The following is a 12,600-nucleotide window of genomic DNA, read 5'->3' on the forward strand; positions in this document are numbered from 1 at the left end:
CGCCGACACCCCATGACACTCCCCGTCGCGGCGAGTGCCCGAGATCGGCCCGACCGAGGGAAAGGTCACACGGAATCCCCCTCCTGCGGGCCTGCGAACGGGCGCTAACCTGCGCACATGAAGGTCCCGCCCGAAGGGCTCCCCCTCGCAGCCGAGTTCCCGGCCGCGCACCGTGAGCAGTGGCAGCAGCTCGTCCAGGGCGTGCTGCGCAAGTCCGGTGCCGAGCCCGAGGACGGCCCCGCCGCCGAGCAGGCGCTCACCACCCGGCTCCAGGACGGGCTGAGCGCCCACCCGCTGTACACCGCCGAGGACACCGCCGCCGCCCCGGGCTACCCGGGCTTCCCGCCGTTCGTGCGCGGCAGCCGGCCGCAGGGCTCCGCCGTGGCCGGGTGGGACGTCCGCCAGCGGCACGCCGACCCGGACCGCCGGCGCACCAACGACGCCGTGCTGGCCGACCTGGAGCACGGCGTGAGCTCGCTCTGGCTGGAACTCGGCGGCGCGGGCCTCCCGGTGGACGCCCTGCCCGAGGCACTGACCGGGGTGTACCTGGACCTGGCTGCCGTGGCGCTCGACGCCGGACCCGAATTCACCGACGCCGCCGAGCAGTTGTTCCGGCTGTACGAGGAGCGCGAGGTCTCCCCCGGCGCCGCCGCCGGCAACCTCGGCGCCGACCCGCTCGGCCTCCAGGCCCGCACCGGTCAGAGCGCCCGCACCGGGACGCTGCTCGCCGAGGCCACGACGCTGGCCGCCCGCTGCGCCGCCGGGTACCCCGGCCTGCGCGCGCTCACCGTGGACGCGCTCCCGTACCACGAGGCCGGCGCCTCCCCCGCCCAGGAGCTGGGCTGCTCCCTGGCCACCGGCGTCGCCTACCTGCGCGCGCTGACCGCCGCCGGACTCTCCGTCGACGACGCGCTCGGCCAGCTGGAGTTCCGCTACGCCGCGGACGGCGACCAGTTCCTCGGCATCGCCAAGTTCCGTGCCGCGCGCCGCCTCTGGGCCCGGGTCGCCGAGGTCTCGGGGGCCGGCGCGGCGGCCTCGGCTCAGCGTCAGCACGCCGTCACCTCCCTGGTGATGATGACCGCCCGCGACCCGTGGGTGAACATGCTGCGCACCACCATCGCCTGCCTGGCCGCCGGGGTCGGCGGCGCCGACTCCGTCACCGTGCTGCCCTTCGACAGCGCGCTCGGCCTGCCGGACGCCTTCGCCCGCCGGATCGCCCGCAACACCCAGGCGATCCTGCTGGAGGAGTCCCACCTGGCCCGGGTGATCGACCCGGCCGGCGGCTCCTGGTACGTCGAGCAGCTGACCGATGAGCTCGCGCGGGCCGCCTGGGCCTGGTTCCAGGAGATCGAGCGGGCCGGCGGCCTGCGCGCCGCCCTGGAGTCCGGCCTCATCGGCGAGCGGATCGCCGCGACCTGGGCGGAGCGGTCCGTGCGGCTCGCCAAGCGGCGCGAACCGATCACCGGCGTCAGCGAGTTCCCGCACCTGGACGAGCAGCCGCTGGTCCGCGAACCGGCCCCGGCCGCGCCCGGCGGCGGGCTGCCGCGAGTGCGCCGCGCCGAGGCCTACGAGGCGCTGCGGGACCGCTCGGACGCCCGGGTCGCCGTCGACGGCGCCCGCCCGGCCCTCTTCCTCGCCTCGATCGGCAACGCCTCCGCGCACACCGCGCGCACCACCTTCGCCGCCAACCTGTTCCAGGCGGGCGGCATCGCGACGGCCTCGGCCGAGTCCGTCGACCCGGCGGCCTTCGCCGAGGCGTTCCGGGCCTCCGGCGCCACCGTCGCCTGCCTCTGCTCCAGCGACGCGCTGTACGCCGAGCACGCCTCGCCCGTGGCCGAGGCGCTCAAGGCGGCCGGCGCCAGGCGGGTGCTGCTCGCCGGACGGCTCGGCGAACTCCCCTCCGGAGTGGACGAGTTCATCTTCGCGGGGGGCGACGCGATTGCCGTCCTGACCTCCCTCCTCGACCAGATCACCGGTGCGGACGGCACCGACGAGACCAAGGTGGCGGCCCGATGATCCCCGACTTCACCGGAATCGGGCTGGACGGCGGCGCGGGCACCGCCGACGGCGCCGTCAGTGACGACCAGTGGCAGGCCGCCTGGCGGCAGTCCACCGGCAAGGACGTCGACGAGCTGCTCTGGGACACCCCCGAGGGCATCGGCGTCAAGCCGCTGTACACCGGCGCCGACCTGGCCGGCCTGGACTTCCTGGAGACCTACCCGGGCATCGCCCCGTACCTGCGCGGGCCCTACCCGACCATGTACGTCAACCAGCCCTGGACCGTCCGCCAGTACGCGGGCTTCTCCACCGCCGAGGAGTCCAACGCCTTCTACCGCCGCAACCTCGCGGCCGGCCAGAAGGGCCTGTCGGTCGCCTTCGACCTGCCGACCCACCGCGGCTACGACAGCGACCACCCGCGCGTCACCGGCGACGTCGGCATGGCGGGCGTCGCCATCGACTCGATCTACGACATGCGCCAGCTGTTCGACGGCATCCCGCTGGACAAGATGTCCGTGTCGATGACCATGAACGGCGCCGTGCTGCCGGTCCTCGCGCTGTACATCGTCGCGGCCGAGGAGCAGGGCGTACCGCCCGAGAAGCTCGCGGGGACCATCCAGAACGACATCCTCAAGGAGTTCATGGTCCGCAACACCTACATCTACCCGCCGCAGCCGTCGATGCGGATCATCTCGGACATCTTCGCGTACACCTCGCAGAAGATGCCCCGGTACAACTCGATCTCCATCTCCGGCTACCACATCCAGGAGGCCGGTGCGACGGCCGACCTGGAGCTCGCCTACACCCTCGCCGACGGCGTGGAGTACCTGCGCGCGGGCCTGGACGTGGGCCTGGACGTGGACGCCTTCGCGCCGCGGCTGTCGTTCTTCTGGGCGATCGGCATGAACTTCTTCATGGAGGTCGCCAAGCTCCGCGCGGCCCGGCTGCTGTGGGCCAAGCTGGTCAAGCAGTTCGACCCGAAGAACCCCAAGTCCCTTTCACTGCGCACCCATTCGCAGACCTCGGGCTGGTCGCTCACCGCCCAGGACGTGTTCAACAACGTCACCCGCACCTGCGTGGAGGCGATGGCGGCGACCCAGGGCCACACCCAGTCGCTGCACACCAACGCCCTGGACGAGGCACTCGCGCTGCCCACCGACTTCTCCGCCCGCATCGCCCGCAACACCCAGCTGCTGCTCCAGCAGGAGTCGGGCACCTGCCGGGTGATCGACCCGTGGGGCGGCTCCGCGTACGTCGAGAAGCTGACCCACGACCTCGCCGCGAGAGCCTGGGAGCACATCCAGGAGGTCGAGGCCGCCGGCGGCATGGCCAAGGCCATCGACGCGGGCATCCCCAAGCTGCGCGTCGAGGAGGCCGCCGCCCGCACCCAGGCGCGGATCGACTCCGGCCGCCAGCCGGTGATCGGCGTCAACAAGTACCGGGTGGAGAACGACGAGCAGATCGACGTGCTCAAGGTCGACAACTCCTCGGTGCGCGCCCGCCAGATCGAGAAGCTGCGCCGGCTGCGCGAGGAGCGCGACGAGACCGCGTGCCAGGACGCGCTGCGCGCGCTGACGGCGGCCGCCGAGGCCGGTCCGCAGCGCGGCGGCTCGCTGGACGGCAACCTGCTGCACCTGGCCGTCAACGCGGCCCGCGCCAAGGCCACCGTCGGCGAGATCTCGGACGCCCTGGAGAAGGTGTACGGCCGCCACTCCGGCCAGATCCGTACCATCTCGGGTGTGTACCGAGACGAAGCGGGCCCGTCGGCCTCCCTCCAGCGCACCCGCGACCTGGTCGAGCGGTTCGAGCAGGCCGAGGGCCGACGACCGCGCATCCTGGTCGCCAAGATGGGCCAGGACGGCCACGACCGCGGCCAGAAGGTGATCGCCACCGCCTTCGCCGACCTCGGCTTCACGGTGGACGTCGGCCCGCTGTTCCAGACCCCGGCCGAGGTCGCCCGCCAGGCCGTCGAGGCGGACGTCCACATCGTCGGCGTGTCGTCGCTGGCCGCCGGGCACCTGACCCTGGTGCCCGCGCTGCGCGCCGAACTCGCCGCGGCGGGACGGGAGGACATCACCATCGTGGTGGGCGGGGTCATCCCGCCGCAGGACTTCGACGCCCTGTACGAGGCCGGCGCGGCGGCGGTCTTCCCGCCGGGAACGGTCATCCCGGACGCGGCGTACGACCTGCTGAGGTCCCTGGCGGCCGATCTCGGCCACGAGCTGTGATCGCCTGATCCCATGCCTCCGCGGACGATCGACCTCGACAGCTACGTGACGGGAGTCCTGGACGGCTCGCGCGCCTGGATCGCGCGCGCCGTCACCCTCGTCGAGTCCTCCCGGCCCGACCACCGCGTGCTCGCGCAGCAGCTGCTCCAGCGGCTGCTGCCGCACGCGGGCGGCGCCGTCCGGGTGGGCATCACCGGGGTGCCCGGTGTCGGCAAGTCGACCTTCATCGACACCTTCGGCACCATGCTCACGGGCCAGGGGCACCGGGTCGCGGTCCTCGCCGTCGACCCGACGTCCAGCCGGACGGGCGGCTCCATCCTCGGCGACAAGACCCGGATGGAGCGCCTCGCCGTCGACCCCGCCGCATTCGTCCGGCCGTCCCCGACCTCGGGGACGCTCGGCGGAGTCGCCAAGGCCACCCGGGAGTCCATGGTGGTGATGGAGGCGGCGGGCTACGACGTCGTCCTCATCGAGACGGTGGGCGTCGGACAGTCCGAGACGGCGGTGGCGGGGATGGTCGACACCTTCCTGCTGCTCAGCCTGGCACGGACCGGCGACCAGCTCCAGGGCATCAAGAAGGGCGTGCTGGAGCTGGCGGACGTCATCGCCGTCAACAAGGCCGACGGCCCGCACGAGACGGACGCGAAGGCGGCGGCCCGCGAACTCGCGGGCGCGCTAAGGCTGTTGCAGCCACCGGACGCGGCGTGGACCCCGCCCGTGCTGACCTGCAGCGGCCGCGACGGCGCGGGACTGGACGTGCTGTGGGAGCGGCTGCAGCAGCACCGCAAGGTGCTGGACGCGACGGGCGCCCTGGCGGCGAAGCGGCGGGAGCAGCAGGTCGAGTGGACCTGGGCGATGGTGCACGACCAGCTCTACGCCCGCCTCCACGAGAACCCCGAAGTGCGACGCCTGGCCCCCGAGTTGGAGACCCAGGTCCGCGCCGGCACCCTCCCGGCAGGGCTCGCCGCCCAGCAGATCCTGGACGCCTTCTTCGGCTGACCCAGAGTGTGGAGATTGAGCGCCGTGCCCCACCCCTGCATGGGGCACGGCGCTTCGTCGGTTGCGGAGTACTCGAACGACAAGTCCGCGATCTCCTACTGGGCCTCCGGCACGATCCCCGGGCCGAGGTGCAGGAGGTCGTCCGGGAGGCCTGCTCACGTCGACTCAGGCGCCCGGTGACGCCCGAGGAGACCGGCTTCGGTTCCAGTGACGGGACGGGACACAGCCATGGCGTGCCGTCCGATCTGATGTCGATCGGAAGGTCCGACATGGATCCCCCACGCCGTGGCGTACACCACGTCCACAAGCTCCTTGCCGTCTGGGACGGCCTGCCGGCTCGCGGCCAGGGCGAGACGGCAGACGTCGTCGCCCTCGCCCGGAGTCGTGGCGTGCCGGTCGAGATCGTCTGGCCGGAGGGACCCTGCTGCTAACCGTGTCACATCGGCTTCTCGCCAAGAACGGCCCGCAGCCAGTCCAGGGAATCAGTAGCCAGGATGGCATCGGCGAGATCATTCGCGGTCTTCGTGGTGAGCCGGCCACGGCTGTTGTCGATCCATCGCTGCGCGTTCGCATAACCCTGCGCCTTGTACTCGACACCCTGGATCATGCACTCCAGCTTGTCCGCGTCCCGGGCACAGACCGCCTCCAACGACTCCTTCGACTCGTACTCCGCGACGAGATCCCGAATGGTCGAGGCCAGGACGTCCGGCATTCCATCGACTTGGTCGGCCGTCACCGCCACCGGATCCGCACTCGGCGCGTACTTCTTGCCCAGGTGGTTGACGTCCCCGGTGCGCGCTTCCTGGGAATCGTGCCAGACCGCCAGGAACGCGGCCTGCGCCGGATCGGCGCCTTCGAGCTTGGCGATGACCGAGGCGATCAGGGCGGTCCGCCAGGAGTGCTCGGCGACCGACTCGGGGTCGCGGACACCGGCCATCCACCAGCCTGTGCGCTTGGTCTGCTTGAGCGTCCCGGCTTCGAACAGGAACCTCGCCACCGCGTTCAGGTCCTCCGTCACTGTCCGGCTCCTCTCACGCCTCGGCAAGGCGGATCGCATAGTGAATGCTTTCGAGTTCTCGTCGCCCGCGTCGCGAGACCTCCTGGCTATCCAACATCATGGGCAGCCGCTCGCGAAGGGCGTTAGCCGCGGTTCCGAAGCGCAGCAGGTTCGGTCGAACCTGGAGCAGGGACCAAACGGTGTGGACGTTGAGCTCCACGTATCCATGCTGAGGTGCGAGGCCCTCGGCAAGGTGTGCCAGGAGCTTGTCACCCGACCATGGGCCCGGCTTCGGCGCACCGATGAAGTCGTCGGAGAGTTCGAGGTACGCGACTTCGCCGATCCAGTACGCCCAGTAGTTGAGGTTCGCGATCGCGCCGGCTTCATCGGCGAGGGCTGTGTCGATGAAGTGGTTGATGCGGTCCCGGTCCCCGTGGCGAGCGGACACCATGGCTACGGAGCGAGCGTTGAGCCAGCGGGCCAGCCAGTCGCCAGGTTGCTCGTTCAGCTGCTGCTGAGCGACCCACTCCCGTGTGTCGGTTCGATCGTCGTACCCCGCAAGGTAGAGCGCTTGGCGGCGGACGAGGAATTGGTCCGCTCCCCGAGCTTCGGCAGCGGTACGCCGGATGTTCGTGAAGAACCGCGCGCGGTCCTCTGCGGAGAGTTCCGGCCCGACCGGAACCGGCCCCCTTCGTGCACGTGGCGGCTTCGGAAGCGAGTGAATTGCCTTCGGCGCCAACCCACTGAGAGGCCATGCCAGGATCTCGACAAGGTCCCGTCGCATCACCACTGATCCGATCAGACTCTCCCGAGCATACGTCTCCTCCGTGAGCATGTCGGCCAGGAGCATGTCGGCCTCGAACGCCCGCTCCAATGTCTGGATGAGCACGGGTGCCGTGCCCATGCGCAGAAGCCGACGGCCAAGCATGAGCACCTGACCGACAGGCACGGCCGTGAGCGGACGTCGCCCACTCTCCCACCCCGCGATCGTGTCTGCCGAGACCGTCAGATTCACTGCGAACTCCTCCTGGGTAAAGCCGAGCTGCTCTCGTATCACCCGGAAGACGTACCCAGCGATGCTGACCGCGCGCGAGCACGGAGGCCTTCCCTGACCGCCAGTCAGGGATGCACCTGGGGTCGACCTCATGAAAGCCCCCAACTTCGGGAATTCGCGCCGGCTACCCGTACCGGCGGTCACTTCACGGCCTGATCTCGACTCTGTAGCGTCTTGCATGCCAGAGCGGTAAATCCTCCCAACGACAATACACAGGAGGAAAGTTGAGCATCATTACCGATCTCCTACCCATCGCCCCCTGGGGCTTCGGGCGCATGATGCCCTTGCGAAACGGCGAGCCGTCGCGGTGGCAGTACGCGGGCCTGGACCCGGAGACCCAGACCGGCCGGTGGTTCGGCGAGGACGGGAGCATGACCCCTGCCGAACTCGGTAAGCACGGCACGTCCGTGAACACCTACCCGCCGACCCAGCAGGGCAAGGACGGCAAGGTGGACGGCGACTCCGGCCACGACGCTTCGCAGGACTGAGAGGCAGGACCATGAACGGACACCCGGTGCTCGTTTCCACCGAGCACGAGGACCCGACAGCCGATCTCGTCATCGCGGAGCTGAACCGGCGCCGGGTGCCCGTTCTGCGGCTGGACCCCGGGAAGGACCTCCCCGGAATCGCCACCCTCGCGGCTCGATTCGGCGCCGGCGGGCTGACGGGGACGCTACGCGCCGGCGACCGAGCGGCCGAACTCGGCAGGGTGCGCGCGCTCTACCACCGCCGGCCGAGTCCTCATCTTCATCTTCCCGGCACCGAAGATCAGGCCGACCGCTTCGCGGCGAACGAAACGCGCCGAGGCCTGGGCGGCGTGCTCGCGGCACTGCCTGAATGCCTCTACCTGAGCCATCCACAGGCCATCGCCCGAGCCGAGTACAAGCCCGAACAACTTACCGTCGCAGCACGGTTCGGGCTACCCGTGCCCGAAACCTTGATCACCAATGATCCAGTCACGGCGAGGTCGTTCGCATCCGGTCGGCCTACGATCTACAAGCCCCTCCATGCCGGCCCCTACCATGTCGGCGGTGAATCTGCGGGTATCTGGGCAGCAGTGGTCGACCCGGTGGACATCGACAACCGGGTGACCGGCTGTACCCACTTGTTCCAGGAGCAGGTGGCCAAGGTCTCCGACGTCAGGGCGGTGGTCGTGGGCGATCGGGTGTTCTGCTCGCTGATCAGGGCCCCGGAGGGCGTGGTGGACTGGCGCAGCGCGTACCGTCACCTCACCTACGAGGCGGTTGAGTGCCCTGAATCGGTCCGGTCGGCTCTGCTGCTCTTCCTCCGCGAATTCGGCCTGAAGTTCGGCGCGTTCGACTTCGCGGTGACCGCCGATGGCGAGTGGTGGTTCCTGGAATGCAACCCCAATGGCCAGTGGGCATGGCTTGAGCATGCGGCCCAGCTGCCGATCACGACCGCGATTGCCGACCTTCTGGAGAACGGAGAGGCCGCATGATCGACGTGCCGTCCGAGGGTCTGAGGGCGAAGCTCGTCGCCCAGCTCAAGGAGGAGGGGGTGATCCGTAGCCCCGAATGGGAGGCGGCGATGCTGGCCGTCCCACGTGAAGCGTTCCTCGCGGGCGGGTGGTTCGAGCACGACGATGGCGGGTGGTACCGGTCCGCCTCGCTCACCGACGAGCCGGGACTGATCCGGCGCGTGTACGAGGACGACAGCCTGGTGACTCAACTCAGCGGTGTGATCTTTCCGTTCCAGTTGGACGGACGCCTTCTGCAAGCGCCCACGTCCTCCTCCACCATGCCGGGCCTCGTGGTCCGCATGCTTCAGGACCTCCAGGTGTCGGAAGGCGTGTCAGTCCTGGAAATCGGCACCGGGACTGGCTACTCCACCGCCCTACTGACGCACCTCCTCGGTGACGAGCAGGTGACCTCCATCGAAGTCGACCCGGACGTCTCCGGGCGGGCCGGCGCGGCTCTCGGAGGGCTCGGCTACTGGCCGAACCTCGTCGTCGGCGATGGACTCGTAGGCCACCCGGCCGATGCGCCGTACGACCGCTTGATCGCGACGTGCGAGGTACACACCATCCCGACGCAGTGGATCGAGCAGACCAAGCCTGGCGGCGTGATCCTGGCCACCGTGGGTGGCTGGATGCACTCCTCGGAGCTGGCCCGGCTCACGGTCCAGGAGGACGGGACGGCTGTCGGCCGGTTCCTCGGGGGCGAGGTCTCCTTCATGTTCGCCCGGCCCCACCAGCCGCCGCCCCTCGGGCTGTTGCCGGACCTGGACTCGGGTGTTGCCCGGGACGCCACGTACGGGCCGGAGGCCCTGGACGACTGGACGGCTCGCTTCGTCGCCCAGATCGCCGCGCCCCGGGCTCAGAAGCTCATGCTGCACCGCGACGGCCTGGACGAATACCTCCTGATCGATGTCGGAGCCGGATCGTGGGCGGTGCTCTCCCCGGCGACGGGCGGCTGGATGGTCCGTCAGGGCGGCCCGGACCGGCTGTGGGACGACATCGAGAAGTACCTCTCGCAGTGGTACACCGACGGCGCACCACCGCTGGAGTACTTCGAAATCACCGTGACTCCGCAAGCACAGACGATCAGCTGGACGAACGAGCCTCAGCACTAAGGTGAGTCGACGACAGCCGAACAGTGCCAACAGGTTCGGGCCCTCCTCAACAATCACCGCTTCGCGTCAACCACGCGGATCCTGGTCGAGAGCCCATCCGGCCGGTTGCTCCCGGCCCCCTCTGCTCGCCCGCCGGCACTGGATTCCGGAGCAACCAGTACCCCGTGAGCGCGTCCGGCTGCAGTGGCAGCCGGACGCGCCGGATGCCCTCCTGGACGGGAGTGGCAAGGCACCCATCGACTACGGCTCTTGGCCGCTCCACAAGAGACTCGGTGCTGCGCGCGAGGACAGCCTTTCACGTGTTCTGACTGGGCCTCGGAATGGATCCGCTGACCTACGTGACCGACATGCTCACCGTGGCCGTCTTCGACGCCGAGCTGTTCGACGAGATGTTCCAGCGGATCCTCTCCACCAACGACGAAGGCCACCGAATCGGGCTGGAAGTCGCCACGGGACGCTCAACCGGCATTCCCTTCACCGCGGATCAGGCGGATCGCCTCGCCTGCTCCGAGCCGATGCAGCCCGCCGGCGCGACGCTCCTGCGACTGGCCTGGCGGCACCAAGACGTACTCCTCCAACGTTCCGACGCTGGAGGATCCGGGGACGCACATGACCTCCGAGGGTCTGCGGGTGAAGCTCGTCGCCCGCCTCAAGAAGCAAGGAACGATCCGCAGCCCCGTGTGGGAGGCGGCGTCAAGGACCTGGATGAGCGTGCCTCAGCACTGGAGTGATTCGTGGGAGAGTGGGACGAGCCGCTGGAGTTGTGGGCTGCCTGCCGGGAGGCTCTCCGCCGTCCGGTCGGCGAGCTGAAGGCGGTCCGACTGGACGGCCGACAAGTCGCCTCGCACGTCGACCCGTCCGCACCTCGTCTGATTCTGCGGTGGGACGGCGTGGAGTGGGTTCCGGAGACCATTGCGAACGGCTACGCCACCGCCCAGCGCATCGTGCACGGCATCCGGGGCGACGGGACGATGTGACAGGGGGTCTTGGGCACTGCTGTCCTGCGCGACGACAGTTGGGCGGCTCGGACGGGTCACTTGTACAAGGCACGCAGCGTTCCGTGGATGAACGACGCGAAGGAGGCCGCGCCTTCGTGCACTCCGTCGTGGCCCTCGGCGACCTCGTAGGTCTTCCCGCCCTTCTCCGCCGGGCCGATGAAGGAGTAGATGTACCCCTGATGGGCCATGAACACGACGCAGCCGTCGAGCGACTGCCCGGGAGCCGACTCCTCCAGGATCTCCCGGGCGTGATCCTTGATCCCCAGGATCTCCGGGAACGCGTACGTCTCCCCCCGCAGCGCGGAGAACCCGCCGCCGCCGGCGAGTGCCAGGAACTCCCGGTAGTCCTCGGGGAGGGCGACTCCCTGATCCTCCTCGATCAGCGAGATCTGCTCCGGGGTCAGGCCGACCGCCCCCTTCAGTGATTCGGGGAACGCACTCAGAATCCCTGCCGTCACACCCATGTGCCCCGCACCTCAGAACGTCGTGGAACCGCCCCCGAACAGGACCATGATCCCGCAACGACGTCCCGGTCAGCCCCGGCGGATGGCCTGGCGGGTGCGGCGGGCGATGCGGTGGGCGCGCTGGACGGCGACGAAGGCGGGCATGGAGTCGGCCTGGGTGAGGCGGTACTTGAGGCGGAGTTGGGGGCTGAGGCCGCTCTGCGCCTCCGGCCCGATGGCCCGCAGGAGGCGGGTGACGTGCTGCTGGTAGGCGGCGCGGTAGGCGCGGTCGCCGTCCGGGACGGTCCAGAAGAACATCGGGATCTCCTCGACCAGGCAGTTGCGGTCGTAGGCGCGCAGGTGCTCGGCGAAGACCGGTTCGGGGCGGGCGAGCAGCCATTCGCGGACGAGTTCCATCGAGCGGACGCGGTCGACCAGGCCGCGCGGGTCGGTCTTCTTCTGGGTGATGGAGAGGTCGCCGTCCTCGCGCACCCGCCAGTGGTAGATCGGGTCGGCGAGCACGTCGACGCGTTCGGCGAGGAAGTGGTGGGGCACGCTGACCGGGGCGTCCTCGTACAGGATGCCCTCGGGGTAGAGCAGGCCGGCGCCGTCGAAGAAGGTGCGCCGGTAGACCTTGTTCCAGGCGGTGCGGTCGGTGACGAGCGCGGGCAGTTCGCCGACGTGGGTGCGCAGCCGGGTCTCGCGGAACGGGCGGCGGTGGCCGTGCGAGGGGCTGAGGCCGGTGGTGCGCAGGCGCAGCGCGTTGCCGGCGGCGAAGTCGGAGCCGGTCTCGTCGAGGGTGCCGATCATCAGCTGGTAGGCGTGCGGCGGCAGGGTGTCGTCGCTGTCGACGAAGGCCAGGTACTCGGTGCCGGGGGTGAGGTGGCGCCAGCCGGTGTTGCGGGCGGCGCCGAGGCCCTGGTTCCGCTGCTGGACCAGTCGGAAGCGCGGGTCCCGTTCGGCGTACTCCTTGGCGATGGCGGGGCCGTCGTCGGTCGAGCCGTCGTCGACCAGGACGCACTCGAAGTCCTCGAACGTCTGGGCCGCGATCGAGTCCAGGCACTCCCCGAGGTAACGCTCGACGTTGTAGATCGGGACGACGAGGGAGAGACGGGGGGCCATCGCACGACCTTTCGCTCAGGAGCGGACGGGCCGGGCGGCCGTCGACCGCCGGTCACCGACAGTGGCCCGAGCATACGGACCGTATGCGACCCGTGGGCGAACGCCGGGTTGAATCGAGCGAGCGGATCGGTGCATCCATCGGTCCGTCGGCCGTGTCCCACGGCAACCC

12 protein-coding genes are annotated in these 12,600 nt (G+C 70.0%); 8 read left to right on the forward strand and 4 right to left on the reverse strand.

Annotated features, from left to right (window positions below; genetic code table 11):
* The first annotated feature begins 117 nt into the window (after positions 1–117).
* The 3 genes from mutA to meaB are packed head-to-tail and all read left to right on the forward strand — an operon-like array spanning position 118 to position 5,225.
* On the forward strand, positions 118–2,016 hold the full coding sequence (gene mutA / locus ACGFSC_RS07155) for a methylmalonyl-CoA mutase small subunit (protein WP_359898746.1): 1,899 nt from the start codon (positions 118–120) through the stop codon (positions 2,014–2,016).
* A complete protein-coding gene (gene scpA, locus ACGFSC_RS07160; protein WP_359898748.1) occupies positions 2,013–4,226 on the forward strand; it encodes a methylmalonyl-CoA mutase in 2,214 nt (737 codons plus the stop codon). Before mutA ends, scpA begins: the two co-directional genes overlap by 4 nt.
* A gap of 12 nt (positions 4,227–4,238) precedes the next feature.
* Complete coding sequence (gene meaB, locus ACGFSC_RS07165) at positions 4,239–5,225, forward strand: methylmalonyl Co-A mutase-associated GTPase MeaB (RefSeq protein ID WP_359898750.1); 987 nt, start codon at positions 4,239–4,241, stop codon at positions 5,223–5,225.
* A gap of 436 nt (positions 5,226–5,661) precedes the next feature.
* Here meaB and ACGFSC_RS07170 read toward each other — a convergent pair whose 3' ends face one another.
* Together ACGFSC_RS07170 and ACGFSC_RS07175 are read right to left on the reverse strand one after the other, a co-directional pair.
* Positions 5,662–6,243 (reverse strand): HD domain-containing protein, encoded by a 582-nt coding sequence (locus ACGFSC_RS07170; RefSeq protein WP_359898752.1) that lies wholly within the window; start codon positions 6,241–6,243, stop codon positions 5,662–5,664.
* Between the two features lie 13 nt (positions 6,244–6,256).
* Positions 6,257–7,381 carry a helix-turn-helix domain-containing protein gene (locus ACGFSC_RS07175; RefSeq protein WP_359898861.1) on the reverse strand — a complete coding sequence of 375 codons (1,125 nt, stop codon included), beginning with the start codon at positions 7,379–7,381 and terminating at the stop codon, positions 6,257–6,259.
* A gap of 119 nt (positions 7,382–7,500) precedes the next feature.
* On the opposite strand from ACGFSC_RS07175, the gene tgmA reads away from it, so the two are divergent.
* From tgmA to ACGFSC_RS07200, 5 genes are all read left to right on the forward strand, one after another.
* Positions 7,501–7,764: a putative ATP-grasp-modified RiPP gene (gene tgmA, locus ACGFSC_RS07180; RefSeq protein ID WP_359898754.1), complete on the forward strand. Its 264-nt coding sequence runs from the start codon at positions 7,501–7,503 to the stop codon at positions 7,762–7,764.
* An 11-nt stretch (positions 7,765–7,775) separates the two neighbouring features.
* A complete protein-coding gene (tgmB, locus tag ACGFSC_RS07185) occupies positions 7,776–8,735 on the forward strand; it encodes an ATP-grasp ribosomal peptide maturase (RefSeq protein WP_359898756.1) in 960 nt (319 codons plus the stop codon).
* The gene (tgmC, locus tag ACGFSC_RS07190) at positions 8,732–9,868 is read left to right on the forward strand and encodes an ATP-grasp peptide maturase system methyltransferase (protein WP_359898758.1); all 1,137 of its coding nucleotides are present in this window, start codon (positions 8,732–8,734) and stop codon (positions 9,866–9,868) included. Before tgmB ends, tgmC begins: the two co-directional genes overlap by 4 nt.
* A gap of 338 nt (positions 9,869–10,206) precedes the next feature.
* Positions 10,207–10,599, forward strand: a complete 393-nt coding sequence (locus tag ACGFSC_RS07195) for a hypothetical protein (protein WP_380349588.1) — start codon at positions 10,207–10,209, stop codon at positions 10,597–10,599.
* Between the two features lie 3 nt (positions 10,600–10,602).
* Positions 10,603–10,845: a DUF6087 family protein gene (locus tag ACGFSC_RS07200; RefSeq protein WP_359898762.1), complete on the forward strand. Its 243-nt coding sequence runs from the start codon at positions 10,603–10,605 to the stop codon at positions 10,843–10,845.
* 56 nt (positions 10,846–10,901) lie between these two features.
* Here ACGFSC_RS07200 and ACGFSC_RS07205 read toward each other — a convergent pair whose 3' ends face one another.
* Both ACGFSC_RS07205 and ACGFSC_RS07210 read right to left on the reverse strand, forming a co-directional pair.
* Positions 10,902–11,330: an SMI1/KNR4 family protein gene (locus tag ACGFSC_RS07205; RefSeq protein WP_359898764.1), complete on the reverse strand. Its 429-nt coding sequence runs from the start codon at positions 11,328–11,330 to the stop codon at positions 10,902–10,904.
* Between the two features lie 69 nt (positions 11,331–11,399).
* Positions 11,400–12,431, reverse strand: a complete 1,032-nt coding sequence (locus ACGFSC_RS07210; RefSeq protein WP_359898766.1) for a glycosyltransferase family 2 protein — start codon at positions 12,429–12,431, stop codon at positions 11,400–11,402.
* Between the last annotated feature and the right edge of the window lie 169 nt (positions 12,432–12,600).

Origin of the sequence: Kitasatospora sp. NPDC048715 (assembly GCF_043198905.1) — a bacterium.
In the GTDB taxonomy this organism is placed as follows: domain Bacteria; phylum Actinomycetota; class Actinomycetes; order Streptomycetales; family Streptomycetaceae; genus Kitasatospora; species Kitasatospora lactacystinica.

Bases quoted from the DNA above. Each gene is read 5' to 3' on its own strand.
- mutA (WP_359898746.1), top strand. From the start codon at position 118: ATGAAGGTCCCGCCCGAAGGGCTCCCCCTCGCAGCCGAGTTCCCGGCC.
- scpA (WP_359898748.1), top strand. From the start codon at position 2,013: ATGATCCCCGACTTCACCGGAATCGGGCTGGACGGCGGCGCGGGCACC.
- meaB (WP_359898750.1), top strand. From the start codon at position 4,239: ATGCCTCCGCGGACGATCGACCTCGACAGCTACGTGACGGGAGTCCTG.
- tgmB (WP_359898756.1), top strand. From the start codon at position 7,776: ATGAACGGACACCCGGTGCTCGTTTCCACCGAGCACGAGGACCCGACA.
- tgmC (WP_359898758.1), top strand. From the start codon at position 8,732: ATGATCGACGTGCCGTCCGAGGGTCTGAGGGCGAAGCTCGTCGCCCAG.
- ACGFSC_RS07205 (WP_359898764.1), bottom strand. From the start codon at position 11,330: ATGGGTGTGACGGCAGGGATTCTGAGTGCGTTCCCCGAATCACTGAAG.
- ACGFSC_RS07210 (WP_359898766.1), bottom strand. From the start codon at position 12,431: ATGGCCCCCCGTCTCTCCCTCGTCGTCCCGATCTACAACGTCGAGCGT.